This is a genomic window from Streptomyces sp. NRRL S-87, from assembly GCF_000719335.1.
Classification (GTDB): domain Bacteria; phylum Actinomycetota; class Actinomycetes; order Streptomycetales; family Streptomycetaceae; genus Streptomyces.
This window is the reverse complement of the sequence record NZ_JOGB01000007.1, coordinates 34,438-51,622: the sequence shown is the minus strand read 5'-3', so window position 1 is coordinate 51,622 and position 17,185 is coordinate 34,438. Positions and strand designations below refer to the sequence as shown.

Sequence of the window (17,185 nt, the reverse complement as noted above, 5' to 3'; positions counted from 1 at the left end):
CGGGAGGTACCGGGCGGACGCGCGGGGGGTGCGCTGCCCGGCTGACGGGCCGCCGCGGGGACGGGAAAGGCCCCCGCGTCCGGGACGCGGGGGCCTTCGCCGGGGGCAGGATGTCAGCCCATGAACTTCTTGAACTCGTCGGGGAGTTCGAAGTCCTGGCCGGGCTGGCCGGCAGGCAGGCCGAACGGGTTGCCGGGGGCGTCCTGGCCGGCCTGGTCGCGGCGCGCCTGGGCGGCGGCCTCCTCGGCCCTGCGCTTCATCGGGTTGCCGCTCTGGCGCTTGCCCTTGGCCTGCTTCTGCTGCTTCTTCTGGCGGCCGGGTCCGCCGCCCATGCCCGGGATGCCGGGCATGCCGGGCATGCCGCCGCCCTGGGCCATGCGGGACATCATCTTGCGGGCCTCGAAGAACCGCTCGACGAGGTTCTTGACGGCGCTGACCTCGACGCCGGAGCCCTTGGCGATACGGGCGCGGCGGGAGCCGTTGATGATCGTCGGGTCCTGGCGCTCGGCCGGGGTCATCGACTTGATGATCGCGGCGGTGCGGTCGACGTCGCGCTCGTCGATGTTGTTGATCTGCTCCTTGATCTGGCCCATGCCCGGGAGCATGCCGAGGAGCTTGGAGATGGAGCCCATCTTGCGGACCTGCTCCATCTGCGACAGGAAGTCGTCGAGCGTGAACTCCTTGGGGCCCTTGGCGAGCTTGGCCGCCATCTTCTCGGCCTCGGCCTGCGAGAAGGTCTGCTCGGCCTTCTCGATGAGGCTGAGCATGTCGCCCATGCCGAGGATGCGGGACGCCATGCGGTCCGGGTGGAACGCGTCGAAGTCGTCCAGCTTCTCGCCGTTGGAGGCGAACATGATCTGCTTGCCGGTGACGTGCGCGATGGAGAGCGCGGCACCACCGCGGGCGTCGCCGTCGAGCTTGGAGAGCACGACGCCGTCGAAGCCGACGCCGTCGCGGAAGGCCTCGGCGGTGTTGACCGCGTCCTGACCGATCATGGCGTCGACGACGAAGAGGACCTCGTCGGGAGAGACGGCGTCGCGGATGTCCGCGGCCTGCTGCATCATCTCCTGGTCGATGCCGAGGCGGCCGGCGGTGTCGACGATGACGACGTCGTGCTGCTTCGTCTTCGCGTGGTCGATGGAGTCCTTGGCGACCTGGACCGGGTCGCCGACGCCGTTGCCCGGCTGCGGGCCGTAGAAGCCGACGCCGGCACGCTCGGCGACGACGCCGAGCTGGGTGACGGCGTTGGGGCGCTGGAGGTCGCAGGCGACGAGCAGCGGGGTGTGGCCCTGGCTCTTGAGCCAGAAGCCGAGCTTTCCGGCGAGGGTGGTCTTACCGGCACCCTGGAGACCGGCCAGCATGATGACGGTGGGCGGCTGCTTGGCGAAGCGGAGCCGGCGGGTCTCGCCGCCGAGGATGCCGATGAGCTCCTCGTTGACGATCTTGATGACCTGCTGGGCCGGGTTCAGGGCCTGCGAGACCTCGGAGCCGAGCGCGCGCTCCTTGACCTGCTTGATGAAGGCCCGGACGACGGGCAGGGCGACGTCGGCCTCGAGGAGGGCGATACGGATCTCCCGTGCCGTGGCGTCGATGTCGGCCTCGGACAGGCGGCCCTTGCCCCTGAGGGACTTGAATGTGGCTGCGAGGCGGTCGGAGAGCGTATCGAACACGGTGGTCGCGAATCCTCGGGTCGTCGGGAGCGGTCGTCCCCCAGGGTATCCGGCGCGTCCACTCTCCCGGGCCCCCCGGCCCGATCCCGGTTCGCGGGGCGTCCTCGGACACCCGGGCGGGACGGGAGGCGGGGGCGGCCGGGGGGCCTGGGCGCCGGGGTCAGGACAGGGCGGATTCGACCGTGCGGGCCAGGGCGGCGGCCTCGTCCGGGGGGAGGGGGGCGCCCTTGGCGTCGGTGACGTACAGCGTGTCGACGGCGTTGGCGCCCAGGGTGGACACGTGGGCGCTCCGGACGCGGACGCCACCGCCGTCCAGGGCCAGCCCGATGCGGTGCAGCAGGCCGACCGCGTCGGGCGCCCGGACCTCCAGGACGGTGGCCTGGGAGGAGACCCCCGGCACGACCGCGACCCGCGGGGGCGGCGGGAGCATCCCGCGCCGGCGCCGGTACGCGGCCTCGCGCTCGGCCAGCTTCGCCGGGACGTCCAGCGAGCCGTCGAGCGCCCGGACCAGGTCGGCCCGTAGCCGCGCGGCCTGCGGCAGCGAGCCGTACTCGGCCGCCACCCGCCAGCGCAGGGCCAGCACCTCCCCCAGCGCGTCCGGCAGCTCCACCGTCCGCAGGTCGGCCGCGCGCACGGTGAGCCGGTGCAGGGCGAGGACGCCCGCGGCCGCGGGGAGCACCCCCGGCTGGTCGGGGACGGCGATCAGCAGCTCGACCCCCACCTCGTCCGGCTCCTCGGTGCGGGTCTCGGCACGGGTCCGCAGCGCGAGCACCGGGCCGCCCGTACGCACCGCCTCCACCGCCAGCCGCTCCTGCTCGGCGCTCGGCGCATCCGCGTGGGGGGCGGCCGCGGGGGCGCCGGAGAGCACTGCGGCCACGCGTGTGACCAGGTCGGCGACGAGGGATCCGCGCCAGGACGACCAGGCGGCCGGGCCGGTGGCGAGCGCGTCCGCCTCGGTGAGGGCGTGCAGCAGTTCGAGGGCGCTCGCGGAGCCCACGGCGTCGGCGACGGTCCGTACGGTCACGGGGTCGTCCAGGTCGCGCCGGGTGGCGGTGTCGATGAGCAGCAGGTGGTGGCGGACGAGGGTGGCGACCACGGCCGCGTCGTCCTTGTCGAAACCCATGCGGGCGGCCGCGTCACGGGCGACGGCCTCGCCCGCGACGGAGTGGTCGCCGGGCAGGCCCTTGCCGATGTCGTGCAGCAGCGCCGCGACGAGCAGCAGGTCCGGGCGGCCGACGCGGCGGGTGAGGGCGGCGGCCCGGACGGCGGTCTCGATGAGGTGGCGGTCCACGGTCCAGGTGTGGACGGGGTTGCGCTGCGGCCGGAAGCGGACCCGGTCCCAGTCCGGCAGCAGCCGCGTGACCAGGCCCTCCGCCTCGAGGGCCTCCCAGACGGCCACCATCGGCTCGCCCGCGCCGAGCAGGGTCACCAGTTGCTCCCGGGCCTCGGCGGGCCACGGCACGGGCAGGGCCTTGGCCTGTGCGGCGAGGCGGCGTACGGCGTGCGGGGAGGCCGGCAGTCCGGCCTGGGCGGCGGCCGCCGCGAAGCGCAGCGGCAGGACGGCGTCGCGCTCCGGCTTGGCGGCGAGGGCGAGCACCGCCTCGCCGTCCTGTTCGACGACGCCCTCGGCGAGCGGGGCGCGCTCGGTGGCGGGGCCCCGGGTGCCGAGCAGGCCGCGCAGCCGGGGCCGGGCGGACCGGGCCCGCAGCACCCGGCCCACCTCGCGCCAGGTGACGTCGCCCGCGTAGCCGATGACGCCGGCGGCCTCGTAGACGCCGCGCAGCAGCGCGTCGGCGCCCGGCAGGTCGAGGGCGGCGGCGACCTGGTCCTGTTCCTGGAGGGCGAGCCGGTCGGTGGCGCGGCCGGTGGCCAGGTGGAGTGCGTCGCGGGTGTCGAGCAGGACGCGGCGGGCCTCGGCCAGGCCCTCGCGGGGCGCGTCGGCGAGCCAGGAGGCGGCCACGGCCCGCAGGGCGGTGGCGTCGCGCAGGCCGCCGCGGGCCTCCTTGAGGTCGGGTTCGAGGAGGAAGCGCAGCTCACCGGCGCGCTCGGCCCGGTCGCGGCACAGGGCGTGCAGTTCGGGCAGGCGCTTGGTCGCCTGGTTGCGCCAGTCGGCGAGGACGGTGCTGCGCAGGCCCGCGAGGAGCCCGAGGTCGCCGGCGACCGGGCGGGCGTCGAGCAGCCCGAGGTGGACCTTGAGGTCCTCGGCGGCGGTCTTGCGGGCCTGGGCGGGGGTGCGTACGGAGTGGTCGAGGGCGAGGCCGAGGTCCCAGACGGGGTACCAGAGGCGGTCGGCCAGGGCGGCGAGGTCACCGGGGGCGGCCTTGCCGTCGTGCAGGAGCAGCAGGTCGAGGTCGCTGCGGGGGGAGAGTTCGGCGCGGCCGTAGCCGCCGACGGCGACCAGGGCGGCGCCGCGCACGCCGGTGTCGCGGGCGGCCGCGGCGAAGAGCCCGGTCAGCCACTGGTCGGTCAGCCGGGCCAGGGCGGAACGGCGCGACGGCCCGGCCTGCGACTCCTGCTGGAGGAGTCGCAGCCGGGCCGCCGCGTAGCCGCCGTGTCCGGGGTCCGCCTGTTCGGTCGTGTCGTCGAGGCTCGTCACCCTGGGGCTCCGTTCGTGCAGCTCTGCGGTGTGCGGAGGTGTACGGCTCTACAGCGCGTCCGCGCCGCGCTCGCCGGTCCGTACCCGGACGACGGAGTCGACCGGGACGATCCAGACCTTGCCGTCACCGATCTTGCCGGTGCGGGCGGCCTTGACGATGACGTCGGCGACCGAGTCGGCGTCGTCGTCGTCCGCGACGACCTCTATGCGGATCTTGGGGACGAGGTCGACGGTGTACTCGGCGCCGCGGTAGACCTCCGTGTGGCCGCGCTGGCGTCCGTAGCCGCTGGCCTCGGTGACCGTCAGGCCCTCGATGCCGTAGGTCTGGAGGGCTTCCTTGATCTCGTCGAGCTTGTGCGGCTTGACGATCGCGGTGATGAGCTTCATGCGTCCACCTTCTTGGCGGCCAGGGGGGAGGGGGCGGGGGCTGCGGTGGACCGGCCGGCCGCTCCCCCGCCGGCGCCGCTGAAGTCGTACGCGGTCTCGGCGTGTTCGACCTGGTCGATGCCGGACACCTCGTCGTCCTCGGTGACGCGCATCCCGATGGTCTTGTCGAGCAGGAAGGCGAGCAGCGCGGACACGACCAGAGAGTAGGCCAGGACGGCGAAGACGCCGATCGCCTGCTTGCCGAGCTGCTCGAGCCCGCCTCCGTAGAAGAGGCCCTTGGCGTCGGACTGGACGCCGCCGGTGGCGAAGAAGCCGACGAGGAGGGAGCCGACGACACCGCCGACCAGGTGGACGCCGACGACGTCGAGGGAGTCGTCGTAGCCGAACCGGTACTTCAGGCCCACGGCCATGGCGCACAGCAGGCCGGCGATGGCACCGATGGCGATCGCGCCGAGCGGGGAGCAGGAGCCGCCGGAGGGGGTGATGGCGACCAGGCCCGCGACCGCGCCGGAGGCGGCACCGAGGGTGGTGAAGGAGCCGTGCCGGACCTTCTCGTACGCCAGCCAGGCGAGCATGGCGGCGGCGGTGGCGACCTGGGTGTTGACGAACATCACGGCGCCCACGCCGTCGTCGTTGCCGAGCCAGGAGCCGGCGTTGAAGCCGAACCAGCCGAACCACAGCAGACCCGCGCCGAGCATGACCAGGGGGAGGCTGTGCGGGCGCATGGGGTCCTTCTTGAAGCCCACCCGCTTGCCGATGACGAGGATGACGCCGAGGGCGGCGGCGCCGGCGTTGATGTGGACGGCCGTGCCGCCCGCGAAGTCGATGACGCCCATCTCGAACAGCCAGCCGCCGGCGCCCCACACCCAGTGGGCGACGGGGAAGTAGACGAGGCTCACCCACAGGCCGGTGAAGAGCACCCAGGCGCTGAACTTGACACGGTCGGCGAGGGCACCGCTGATGAGGGCGGGGGTGATGACCGCGAACATGAGCTGGAAGACGGCGAAGACGTAGACGGGGATGGTGTAGCCGTCCCACAGCTCGGTCAGGCCGATGCCGGACAGGCCGACGTAGTCGGAGCTCCAGCCGATCAGGGAGCCGGAGTCGGTGCCGAAGGCGAGGCTGAAGCCGTAGAGCACCCAGAGGATCGTGACGATCCCGAGGCTGATGAAGCTCATCATCAGCATGTTGAGGCTGCTCTTGACGCGGACCATGCCGCCGTAGAAGAAGGCGAGGCCCGGGGTCATCAGCATGACCAGGGCGGAGCAGATGAGCATGAACCCGGTGTTTGCGGCAGACAGCTGGGGGGCTTCTGCGGCAAGGGTCGTGATGGCTGGTGCCATCGGCGTCTCCTCGTCGTCGTACGTTCGCGTGCGGGCGACCGTGGGTGGGACCTGAGCGGCGCAAGGGGGCCTGGTGGACCGGGTCCGTGGGCCCTGCCCTCCGGCTGGCTGGCCGGTTATGGCCCAGAGATTCGCGCGCGCCGGTTTCCGGCGTTGCCGCTCGATGTTTCGCGGGGGTGACGAAGGAGACGGACGTGTTACGCCCCCATGAACGGGTGCCGGGGAGGCGGGCCGGGACGTGGACCGGCCGCGGCAGGGCCCGATGACCTGGCGATGGGGGAGCCGAGTCGGGTGTAACGGGGTGCCTGCCGCGGCCGGGGTTCGGTGGGGCGGGGCCGTCCGGCCGGTGCCGGGGCGGGCCCGCCCGCGCTGTCAGACGGCCTCCGCGGATTCGGGGAGCTGGACGGAGAGCCGGTCGGTCAGGCGGGCGATCTCGGCGACGTCGCCGTATGCGCGCGCCGCGGTGTCGACGGTCTTGCGCAGCCGCGTGTTCACCCGTTCGGACCGAACCTTTCTCGCCACGTCGAGGGCCCGCTCGGCGTAGTTCGCGGCCTGCTCCGGGGCACGCTGGAGCAGGTGGACGGTGGCCATGCCGACGAGGTTGAGGGCGTACGAGCGCTGGTGCTCGTCGTCCTTCCCGAAGAGCTCGACGGCGCGCTCCATCACGGGCTCGGCGAGGGAGGCGTACATCGGGCTGCGGCCCGCGACGTAGGCGAGGTCGCGGTAGGAGTGGGAGTTCTCCCCGTTGAGCTCGGCCTCGGAGAAGAAGCGGATCCAGTCGGGTTCGGGCTCGCCGCCCAGGCCCACGTCGGCGAAGGTGTCCTCGGCCATGCGCACGGCGCGCTTGCACCGGCTGGGCTGGCCCATGTTGGCGTACGCCCGGGCCTCCATCGCATACAGCATGGCCTGGGTGCGGGGGGTGGCGCAGTCCCGGCTGCCGTACTGGGCGAGGTGGATGAGCTCGAGGGCGTCCTCGGGCCGGCCCAGGTGGATCATCTGCCGGCTCATGTTGGAGAGGATGTACGAGCCGAGCGGCTTGTCGCCGGCCTCCTTGGCGGCGTGCAGGGCGAGCACGAAGTACTTCTGGGCGGTGGGCTGGAGGCCGACGTCGTAGCTCATCCAGCCGGCCAGCTCGGCCAGTTCGGCGGCGACCTTGAACAGCCGCTTCATGGTCGGTGCGGGGTGGGGTTCCTGGAGCAGGTCGGTGACCTCGTGCAGCTGGCCGACGACGGCCTTGCGGCGCAGACCGCCGCCGCACTGGGCGTCCCACTGCCGGAACATGGCCGTGGTGGCCTCCAGCAGGTCCAGCTCGGGCCCCGACAGCCTGGGCGGGCGGCCCGCCGGCCCGCTCTCGCGCGGTCCCGGGTCGGCGGCCGGGACGGGCACGAGCCAGCGCTGCATCGGCTCGATGAGGGCGGGGCCGGCGGAGAGTGCGAGCGAGGTGCCGAGGAAGCCCCGGCGGGCGAGCATGAGGTCGCTGCGCGAGAACTCGCTGAGGAGCGCGACGGTCTGGGGTCCCGCCCAGGGGAGGTCGACGCCGGAGACGGAAGGCGACTGGTGGGCCGTGCGCAGGCCGAGGTCCTCGATGGCGACGACGCTGCCGAAGCGCTCGGAGAACAGCTCGGAGAGGATCCGCGGGATGGGCTCGCGGGGCTGCTCGCCGTCCAGCCAGCGGCGGACGCGGGAGGTGTCGGTGCTGATGTGGTGGGCACCGAGCGCGCGGGCGCGGCGGTTGACCTGCCGGGCGAGCTCGCCCTTGGACCAGCCGCTCCGGACGAACCAGGAGGTCAGCTGGTCGTTCGGGCGCTTCTCGGCTGTTCCGCTTGCGCCGTTCCCGCTCACTGGGACGCCCCCATCCACTCGGCCACTTCGTACGAGACCCGTCTCGTACGCAACCCGCGTCGGCGTCGGACGGGTACGGGTTGCCTCCGGCATACCCACGGACGAGTCCGCCGTACGGGTCGTGCACTGAAAGTAATCCTACGATCACCCCTGCGGCGAGGTCGATTGCGGAAACGCCACCATTCGCCACCCCTTCGAATGAACTCGCCACCCGTCAACCGCGATTCACTGGACACCACACGCTTTCGATGGCAGTGCGTGGGCGAAACGGTGGCGGAACGGTGTACACCGGGGCGCGTCCGGCGGGGAGTGCGCCGGACGGCGGCGCGGCCCCGGGTGCGACGGCCTCGTAACCACCGGCGAGTTGACCCGTTGGAGGGGGCATGGGCTTCACGATCGGCGGCAGCCGTGGCACCAGGGAGTTCCGGTCCGGCTCGCGGCGGCGCGGCCGGACGTCGGAGTGCACAACAGTGGCGGAGTACACCGGACTGTGGGGCTGGGACGTGGTCCCCGGCGTCCGCGCCTCTGCGGCCGGGGAGTGCTCCTGCGGGGACGCGCGGTGCGCGGCCCCCGGGGCGCATCCGCTGCCGTTCGCGGCGGAGGTCCCGGCGGGCGCGACCCTCGACGAGGTGACCGAGGTGTGGAGCGGCTTCCCGGGCGCGGCGGTGCTGCTCCCGGCGGGTCGGGCCTTCGACGTCATCGAGGTGGCGGAGGAGGCGGGCCGGCGGGCGCTGGTCCGGCTGGAGCGGATGGGGTTGCCGCTGGGACCGGTGGCGGTGACGCCGACCGGGCGGGCGCAGTTCTTCGTGGCGCCGGGCGCGGCGGCGGAGCTCCCGCAGCTGCTGTACCGGATGGGCTGGGACGACGCCGACCTGGACCTGCGGGCGCTCGGCACGGGCACGTACGTCACCGCCCCGCCGTCGGACCACGCGGGCCTCGGCCCGGTCGGCTGGCTGCGGCCGCCCACCCTCGACACGGCGGGGCAGCCGCCGCAGGCACGGCTGCTGCTGGGGACGCTGGCCTACATCTGCCATCGGGTGCATCGGGTCTAGGGGGACCGGGTCTGGGGGGATCGGGTCTGGGTGGAGCGGTCAAGGAGGATCGGTCTGGGTCGCCCGGTTCTGGGGGATCGGTTCCGCGGCGGCCGCTTCGGGAAGCCGGCCCGTGGGGATTGCCTGCGGGCCGCCCCGCGGTGTGTGGGTCCCCTCGGCGCTTGACGGGGGCGGCCTGCAGGCCGCGCCGCCTCAAGCGCCGAGGGGACCCGCACACGACGCGACCCACACCTCGCGAAGCCCCCGTACCCCGACGTGGAAGCGCTCGAGTTCCCCCCAGCTACGCCGGAACGCCCCGCGCGATGTGTCGCGCGGGGCGTTCGTCGTACGGGAGGGGCCGGCGGATCAGTCGCCGATCAGGGCGTCCACGAAGGCGCCCGGCTCGAACGGCGCCAGGTCGTCCGCGCCCTCGCCGAGGCCGACGAGCTTGACGGGAACGCCGAGCTCGCGCTGGACCGCGACGACGATGCCGCCCTTGGCGGTGCCGTCGAGCTTGGTCAGCACGATGCCGGTGATGTCCACGACCTCCGCGAACACGCGGGCCTGCACGAGGCCGTTCTGACCGGTGGTGGCGTCGAGGACGAGCAGGACCTCGTCGAGCGGGCCGTGCTTCTCGACGACGCGCTTGACCTTGCCGAGCTCGTCCATGAGGCCCGTCTTGGTGTGCAGGCGGCCGGCCGTGTCGATGAGGACGACGTCGGCGCTCTCGGCGATGCCCTCCTTGACGGCGTCGAAGGCGATCGACGCCGGGTCGCCGCCCTCCGGACCGCGCACGGTGCGGGCGCCCACGCGCTCGCCCCAGGTCTGGAGCTGGTCGGCGGCGGCGGCACGGAAGGTGTCCGCCGCGCCCAGGACGACGCTGCGACCGTCGGCGACCAGCACGCGGGCGAGCTTGCCGGTGGTCGTGGTCTTGCCGGTGCCGTTGACGCCGACGACCATCACGACGGCCGGGGTCTCCAGGCCGCTCTCGGTCTTGAGCGTGCGGTCCATGGCGGGGTCGATGAGGGTGACGAGCTCCTCGCGCAGCAGGGCGCGCAGCTCGTCGGGGGTACGGGTGCCGAGCACCTTGACCCGCTCGCGCAGCCGGTCGACCAGCTCCTGGGTGGGGGCGACGCCGACGTCGGCGACGAGGAGGGTCTCCTCGATCTCCTCCCAGGTGTCGTCGTCGAGGTGCTCGCGCGAGAGCAGGGTCAGCAGGCCCTTGCCGAGCGAGTTCTGGGAGCGGGCGAGGCGGGCGCGCAGCCGGACCAGGCGGCCGGCGGTGGGCTCCGGCACCTCGATCGCGGGGGCGGCCTCGGCCTCCTCCGCGGTGACCGGTTCCTCGACGGTGACCGGTGCTTCGGGGGCGGCGGTGCCGGCGTCGGGGAGGTCGACCTCCTCGATCGTGCGGCGTGGTTCTTCCGCCGTCTCGACGGCGTCCTCGCCCACCTGCGGTTCGGCGGGCGGGGCGGTGATGGTCGGGGTGACCGTCGGCGCCGAGGGCGGCAGCTGCTTCTTCTTGCGGCTGCTGACCACGAGCCCCGCGATCGCGCCGACCGCGACCAGGGCGATGACTACAGCGAGAATCAGGATTTCCATAACCGCTTCAGTATGCGTGACCCCGCCACCCACCCGTGGGGCGCGCGCCGGGCCCGCGGTGCCCCTCGGCCCTGTGTTTTCCTACAGGACCACCCGCCTCCGTCGACGGCCCGCCGGGACCCTGTGCAACTGACGTGGCGTCAGCTACCGTCCCCCTTCGCCACCCACATCCGGCGGAGGGGGACTTCCCATGCCCATCACCGTGGCCCGGTTCAACCTCGTCGACCCCGACGGCACCCCCGAGACGCTCGCCGCCCGCTACCGGGCGGCGGTGGAGATGGCCCGGTACGCGGACGACCGGGGGATCGACACCGTCCAGACCGAGGAGCACCACGGCACGGACAACAACTGGCTGCCCTCTCCCTTCACCTTCGCCGGCGCGGTCCTCGGCGCGACCCGGCGGATCGCGGTGACCGTCTCGGCGATCATCGGCCCGCTGCACGACCCCCTGAAGGTGGCCGAGGACATCGCCGTGCTGGACCTGATCGGCGGCGGCCGGCTGGTGACGGTGGCGGGCATCGGCTACCGGCCCGAGGAGTACGAGCAGCACGGGGTGGAGTGGGGACGGCGCGGCCGGCTCCAGGACGAGCTGTTGGAGACGCTGCTGCAGGCGTGGACCGGCGAGCCCTTCGAGTTCCGGGGCCGCACGGTGAGGGTGACGCCGGCGCCCTTCACCCAGCCGCACCCGATGCTGCTGGTGGGCGGCAGTTCGAAGGCCGCCGCGCGGCGGGCGGCCCGGCTCGGGCTGCCGTTCTTCCCGAGCGCGCACCTGCCGGAGCTGGAGGCGTACTACGGGGAGCGGCTCGCCGAGTACGGCACCGAGGGGTTCTGCATGATGCCCGCGCGGCAGACGCCGCTGCTGCACGTCGCCGAGGACCCGGACCGGGCGTGGGCGGCGTACGGGAAGCACTTCCTGCACGAGGCGGGGATGTACGCCTCCTGGCAGTCCAAGGACATCCGCTCGGCGGTGCGGTCCGGCGCCCGCACGGTCGAGGAGCTGCGGGCCGAGGGGGTCTACCGGATCCTGGCGCCGGAGGAGGCGGTGGCGTACGCGCGCGGGGCGGGCGAGGCGGGGAACTTCGTCCTGCACCCGCTGTGCGGCGGGATGCCGGTGGACGAGGGCTGGCGGAGCCTGCACCTGATGTGCGAGCGGGTGCTGCCCGCACTCAAGGGCTGACGCCGGACGGCACGGCGCTGCCCCGGGCCGATCGGCGGTCCGGGGCAGCGTCCTTGGTGCGAGGAGAGGGGCCGGCGGGGGGTTAGCCCATCTCCTCCAGCGCCTTGCCCTTGGTCTCCGGCACCCATTTAAGGACGAACGGAATCGAGAGCACGGCGAAGCAGGTGTAGATCACGTAGGCGCCCGAGAGGCTCCAGTCGGCCAGGCTCGGGAAGCTGACGGTGATGGCCCAGTTGGCCATCCACTGCGCGGCGGCGGCCACGCCGAGGGCCGCGGCCCGGATGCGGTTGGGGAACATCTCGCCGAGCAGCACCCAGACCACCACGCCCCAGGAGAGGGCGAAGAAGAGGACGAAGGAGTGCGCGGCGATCAGGGCCACGGCGCCCTGGGTCTCCGGCATGGAGATCTCGCCGCCGACCTCGGTCTTGTACGAGAAGGCCCAGGCGGCGACGCCGAGGGAGACGGCCATGCCGGCGGAACCGATCAGGGCGAGCGGCTTGCGGCCGATCCGGTCCACGAAGATCATCGCGATCACGGTGCCGATGATGTTGATGATCGACGTGGTGAAGGAGTAGAAGAACGAGCTGCTCGGGTCGATGCCCACGGACTGCCACAGCGAGGAGCTGTAGTAGAAGATCACGTTGATGCCGACGAGCTGCTGGAAGACGGACAGCCCGATGCCGACCCAGACGATGGGCAGCAGGCCGAAGCGGCCGCCGAGCAGGTCCTTGAAGGTGGACTTGACCTCGGAGTGCATCGCGGTGCGGATCTCCGCCACGCGCGCGTCGACGTCGCTCCGCTCGCCCTCGACCTCGCGCAGGACCTTCTTCGCCGCCTCCTCGCGGCCCGCGGAGATCAGGAAGCGCGGGGACTCGGGGATCACGAAGGACAGCAGGCCGTAGATGACGGCCGGGACGACCATGACGCCCAGCATCCACTGCCAGGCCTCCAGCCCGCCGATCGTGCCGCGCTGCTCGCCGTCGGCGAGGTTGAGGATGCCCCAGTTGACCAGCTGGGAGATGGCGATGCCGGTCACGATGGCGGCCTGCTGGAACGAGGCCAGGCGGCCGCGGTAGGCGGGCGGCGAGACCTCGGCGATGTACGCGGGACCGATGACGGAGGCCATGCCGATGCCGAAGCCGCCGATGACGCGCCACATGGCGAGGTCCCACAGGGCGAACGGCAGGGCCGAGCCGATGGCGCTGGCACTGAACAGCACGGCGGCGATCTGCATCACGCGGATGCGGCCGATCCGGTCCGCGAGCCGGCCCGCGGCGGCGGCTCCGACGGCGCAGCCGATCAGCGCGGCGGCGATCACCTGGGCGAGGGCCTCCGAGCCGATGTCGAAACGCTCCCGGATCGCCACGACGGCGCCGTTGATGACGGAGCTGTCGTAGCCGAAGAGGAAGCCGCCCATGGCAGCGGCCGCCGTGATGAAGATGACGTGGCCGAGGTGGTCGGGTGCGGACGCCGGGCGGGGGCCCGGCGCGGACTCCTGCGCTGTGCTGGTCAAGGTGTGCTCCTGCGTGCCCGGCTGCGGCGGCGGGCGGGTGGGGTGTGTCGTCGTCCGATACCAGTGGCGCACAGGTCAAGATCGCGCGCATCTGAAGACGAGGGGCAGCGCACGGAAGCCTATGTGTTCAGTTTTTTAAGTCAATACCCACCCAAGGGCCACCCTCATGCCGCTCCGCGATCGCTTTCATTCAAGGCTTGAACATAAGTCGCCTGGAAGGTGCCGCGGCGCCCAGGATCACCGGAGCCGCTGGCTGATGACCTTCGAGACGCCGTCGCCCTGCATCGAGACGCCGTAGAGCGCGTCCGCGACCTCCATCGTGCGCTTCTGGTGCGTGATCACGATCAGCTGCGAGCTCTCCTGGAGCTCCTGCATGATCCGGATCAGCCGCTGGAGGTTGGTGTCGTCGAGGGCCGCCTCGACCTCGTCCATGACGTAGAACGGGCTCGGCCTCGCCTTGAAGATCGACACCAGCAGCGCGACAGCGGTGAGCGAGCGCTCGCCGCCCGACAGCAGCGACAGCCGCTTGACCTTCTTGCCCGGCGGGCGCGCCTCGACGTCCACGCCGGTGGTCAGCATGTCGTCCGGGTCGGTGAGGACGAGGCGGCCCTCGCCGCCCGGGAAGAGCCGGGAGAACACGCCCTCGAACTCCCGGGCGGTGTCCCGGTAGGCCTCGGTGAAGACCTGCTCGACCCGTGCGTCCACCTCCTTCACGACCTGAAGCAGGTCGGCCCGCGTCTTGCGGAGGTCCTCCAGCTGCTCGCTCAGGAACTTGTGCCGCTCCTCCAGCGCCGCGAACTCCTCCAGCGCGAGCGGGTTGACCTTGCCGAGCTGCTGGTAGGCGCGCTCGGCCGCCTTCAGCCGCTTCTCCTGCTGGGCGCGGACGAACGGTCCCGGCCGGTTGCGCGGGTGCTCCGGGTCCTCGGGCAGCACCTCCCCCTCGGCGGGCGGCGAGGGGGGCACGGGCTGGTCGGGACCGTAATCGGCGACCAGGCCGGCGGGCTCGACGCCCAGCTCCTCCAGGGCCTTGGCCTCCACGGCCTCGATGCGCAGCCGCTTCTCGGCGCCGAGCACCTCGCCACGGTGGACGGAGTCGGTGAGCTTGTCGAGTTCGCCCTTGAGGCCGCGGCCGCGGTCGCGCTCCCGGGCGAGCTCCTGCTCGCGCGCGACCTTGGCCTGCTCGGCGGCGTCGCGCTCACGGGCGCTGCGTCCGACGGAGACCTCGATGTGGCGCAGCAGCTGGCCCGCGCCGTCCGCCACCGCGGAGGCCACGTCGGCCTCGTGCCGGCGGCGGGCGCGCCGCTGCTCGGCCCGGGCCCGGGCCTCGCGCTCGGCGCGGGCGCCGCGGTCGAGGGCGTCGGCGCGGCCGGCCAGGCCGCGCACCCGCTCCTCGTGGGTGCGCAGCTGGAGCCGGGCCTCCATCTCGGTCTGCCGGGCGTTGGCCCCGTCGGCGGCGAGCCGGTCGCGCACCGCGTGGTCCGGCTCCTCGTCGAGCGGCATCTCCTCGGCCGTCGCGAGCCGCTCGGCCAGCTCCTCGGCCTGGGCCAGGGCCTCCTCCACCGCGTCCTGGGCCCTGGCGGTCGCGGCGGCGCTGCGCTCGGCCTCGCCCGCGGCCGCGCGGGCCTGTCCGGCGAGCCGGCCGAGTTGCTGGGCGTGGCCGGACCGTTCCTTCTCCGCCGCCCGCCGGCGCCGGCCCAGCTCCTCCACCCGTGCGGCGCACTCGGCCCGCCGTGCCGCGGCCTCCTCCCGGCGTACGGTCAGCGCCGCGCAGCGCTCGTCCAGTCGGGCGAGCTCCGCGGCGGCCTCGTCCACGGCCGCCCGGACCTCCAGGAGGCTCGGTGCGCCGGCGGAACCGCCGTGCGCGAGGTGCGCCCCGAGGACGTCCCCGTCCCCGGTGACCGCCACGACCCCGGGCCGCTCGCGCACCAGCGCCTCGGCCTCGTCGAGTCCGGCCACGACGACGTGGTCCCGCACCACCCACCGCGCGGCCGCCACCACTCCGGCGGGCCCCGCCAGGAAGGCGCCGACCCCGGCCGCCCCGTCGAGCTCGGCCACGCACGGGCCGCCCCTGCCCGGTGCCGCCTCGGCCGACACGGCTGCGGGCGACGCGGCTTCGGGCGACGCGGCTTCGGGGGCGGGGTGGCGGAGCTGCCCCTCGGCGCCGCCTGTGGCGACCGGCGTCCCGACCGGCGCCGCCGCTCCGCCCGGCCCGCCGGAACCGTGCTGGGCCGGTACGGCACCGGCGGGCCGGGCGGCTTCGGCAGCTCGGCCCGTGATCAGGAGCGTCGCGCGGCCGGCGTCGCCGTCGCGCAGGTGCCGCAGGGCGGCCGCCGCGGCCGCCGGGTCGGCCACGGCGAGCGCGTCGGCAGCGGCTCCCAGCGCGGCCGCGACCGGGATCTCGTACCCCGGTGTGACGGACAGCAGTTCGGCGGCCGGACCGAGCACGCCGGTGAGCCGGTCCCGGGCCGCCAGCAGCGCACCGGTGCCGTCCTTGCGCCGCAGCCCCAGGGCGAGGGCCTCGCGGCGGGCCGCCACCGCCGCCCGCGAGCGCTCCGCCCCGGCCAGCTCGTCGCGGGCCGCGCCGAGGTCGGCCTCCGCCGCGGCGAGGGCCTCCCGGGCCGCCTCGTACTCCTCCCCCAGCGACGTGTCGCCGGCCTCCAGGTCCTCGACCTCGGCCCGCAGTTCCTCGTACTCCTCCTGCGCGTGCACCGCCCGCTCGGCCGCGGCGTCCCGCGCCTGGGCGAGCCGGTCGATCTCGGCCTGCGCGGCCGCGGCCCGCGAGCGGGCGGCGGCCACCTGACCGCTGAGCCGCGCGAGCCCTTCCCGCCGGTCGGCGACGGCCCGCGCGACGTCCTTCAGCCGCCGCTCCTCCACGGCCAGTTCGCGCTCCAGTTCGGCACGGTGGGCGACGGTGTCCTCCAGCGCCCGCTCCGCGGCCTCCAGCGCGGCCGTCAGCTCGGCCTCCTGCTCGCGGATCCGGGCGGCCTCGCGCTCCATGTCCTCGGGGTCGCGGCCGCGCCGCTCCTCCTCCGCCGGCGCGGTCGCGCTGCGCACCCGGGCCTGGGCCAGCGACGCGGTACCCCGCACCCGCTCGGCCAGCTGGGACAGCTCGTGCCAGGTCTGCTGGGCCTGCCGCAGCCGCGGCGCCAGCTCCCGCACGGCCTCCTCCAGTTCGGCCTCACGGCGCAGCGCCGTCGCCAGTTCGGCCTCGGCGGCCTCCTTGCGCTCCTTGAGCGCGGCCTCGTCGGCGACCTCGGCGGCCAGCGCGGCCCGCAGCGTCACCAGGTCGTCGGCCAGCAGCCGCAGCCGTGCGTCGCGCAGGTCCGCCTGGATGACGGCGGCCCGCCGGGCCACCGCCGCCTGCCGGCCGAGCGGCTTGAGCTGCCGGCGCAGTTCCTCGGTCAGGTCCTGGACGCGCGCGAGGTTCGCCTGCATGGCGTCGAGCTTGCGGAGCGCCTTCTCCTTGCGCTTGCGGTGCTTGAGGACGCCGGCGGCCTCCTCGATGAAGGCCCGGCGGCCCGTCGGGTCGGCGTGCAGGACGGAGTCGAGCTGCCCCTGTCCGACGATGACGTGCATCTCGCGGCCGATGCCGGAGTCGGAGAGCAGGTCCTGGATGTCGAGCAGCCGGCAGGTGTCGCCGTTGATCTGGTACTCGCTGCTGCCGCCCCGGAACATGATCCGGGTGATGGTGACCTCGGCGTAGTCGATCGGCAGGGCACCGTCGGAGTTGTCGATGGTCAGCGAGACCTCCGCGCGGCCGAGCGGCGGCCGCCCGGTGGTGCCGGCGAAGATGACGTCCTCCATCTTGCCGCCGCGCAGCGACTTGGCGCCCTGCTCCCCCATGACCCAGCTGAGCGCGTCCACGACGTTGGACTTGCCGGAGCCGTTGGGGCCCACGACGCAGGTGATGCCCGGCTCGAAACGCAGTGTCGTGGCGGAGGCGAAGGATTTGAATCCGCGGAGGGTCAGGGCCTTGAGGTGCACGCCGCCGGACTCTACCTTTCACTTCCGGTTTCACCCATGAAGG

General features: G+C 73.7%; 10 protein-coding genes. 2 read left to right on the top strand and 8 right to left on the bottom strand.

The annotated features are described in order from the left end of the window. Positions 1 to 113 precede the first annotated feature (113 nt). From ffh to IF43_RS0106365, 5 genes are all read right to left on the bottom strand, one after another. Entirely contained in the window at positions 114 to 1,670 is a 1,557-nt protein-coding gene (ffh, locus tag IF43_RS0106385) for a signal recognition particle protein (protein ID WP_030195123.1), read from the bottom strand. 160 nt (positions 1,671 to 1,830) lie between these two features. Beyond that, the gene (locus IF43_RS0106380) at positions 1,831 to 4,266 is read right to left on the bottom strand and encodes a [protein-PII] uridylyltransferase (protein WP_030195119.1); all 2,436 of its coding nucleotides are present in this window, start codon (positions 4,264 to 4,266) and stop codon (positions 1,831 to 1,833) included. Positions 4,267 to 4,314: 48 nt separating this feature from the next. Continuing rightward, on the bottom strand, positions 4,315 to 4,653 hold the full coding sequence (locus IF43_RS0106375; RefSeq protein ID WP_030195116.1) for a P-II family nitrogen regulator: 339 nt from the start codon (positions 4,651 to 4,653) through the stop codon (positions 4,315 to 4,317). Then, positions 4,650 to 5,996, bottom strand: coding sequence for an ammonium transporter (locus tag IF43_RS0106370; protein ID WP_030195114.1), 1,347 nt, complete (start codon positions 5,994 to 5,996; stop codon positions 4,650 to 4,652). The genes IF43_RS0106375 and IF43_RS0106370 overlap by 4 nt, the downstream gene beginning before the upstream one ends. Positions 5,997 to 6,368: 372 nt before the next feature. Continuing rightward, positions 6,369 to 7,838, bottom strand: a complete 1,470-nt coding sequence (locus tag IF43_RS0106365) for a negative regulator NsdA (protein ID WP_030195111.1) — start codon at positions 7,836 to 7,838, stop codon at positions 6,369 to 6,371. A gap of 383 nt (positions 7,839 to 8,221) precedes the next feature. Here IF43_RS0106365 and IF43_RS0106360 point away from each other — a divergent pair, with 383 nt between their 5' ends. Beyond that, positions 8,222 to 8,890: a bifunctional DNA primase/polymerase gene (locus tag IF43_RS0106360; protein ID WP_030195108.1), complete on the top strand. Its 669-nt coding sequence runs from the start codon at positions 8,222 to 8,224 to the stop codon at positions 8,888 to 8,890. 345 nt (positions 8,891 to 9,235) lie between these two features. On the opposite strand, the gene ftsY is transcribed toward IF43_RS0106360, so the two are convergent. After that, on the bottom strand, positions 9,236 to 10,468 hold the full coding sequence (gene ftsY, locus IF43_RS0106355) for a signal recognition particle-docking protein FtsY (RefSeq protein ID WP_030195105.1): 1,233 nt from the start codon (positions 10,466 to 10,468) through the stop codon (positions 9,236 to 9,238). A gap of 190 nt (positions 10,469 to 10,658) precedes the next feature. Between ftsY and IF43_RS0106350 the strand changes: the two genes are divergently transcribed. Next, entirely contained in the window at positions 10,659 to 11,645 is a 987-nt protein-coding gene (locus tag IF43_RS0106350; protein WP_030195102.1) for an LLM class flavin-dependent oxidoreductase, read from the top strand. Between the two features lie 82 nt (positions 11,646 to 11,727). On the opposite strand, the gene IF43_RS0106345 is transcribed toward IF43_RS0106350, so the two are convergent. Next, positions 11,728 to 13,158, bottom strand: coding sequence for a sugar porter family MFS transporter (locus tag IF43_RS0106345; RefSeq protein WP_030195099.1), 1,431 nt, complete (start codon positions 13,156 to 13,158; stop codon positions 11,728 to 11,730). A gap of 237 nt (positions 13,159 to 13,395) precedes the next feature. Next, on the bottom strand, positions 13,396 to 17,142 hold the full coding sequence (locus tag IF43_RS0106340; protein WP_030195096.1) for an AAA family ATPase: 3,747 nt from the start codon (positions 17,140 to 17,142) through the stop codon (positions 13,396 to 13,398). Between the last annotated feature and the right edge of the window lie 43 nt (positions 17,143 to 17,185).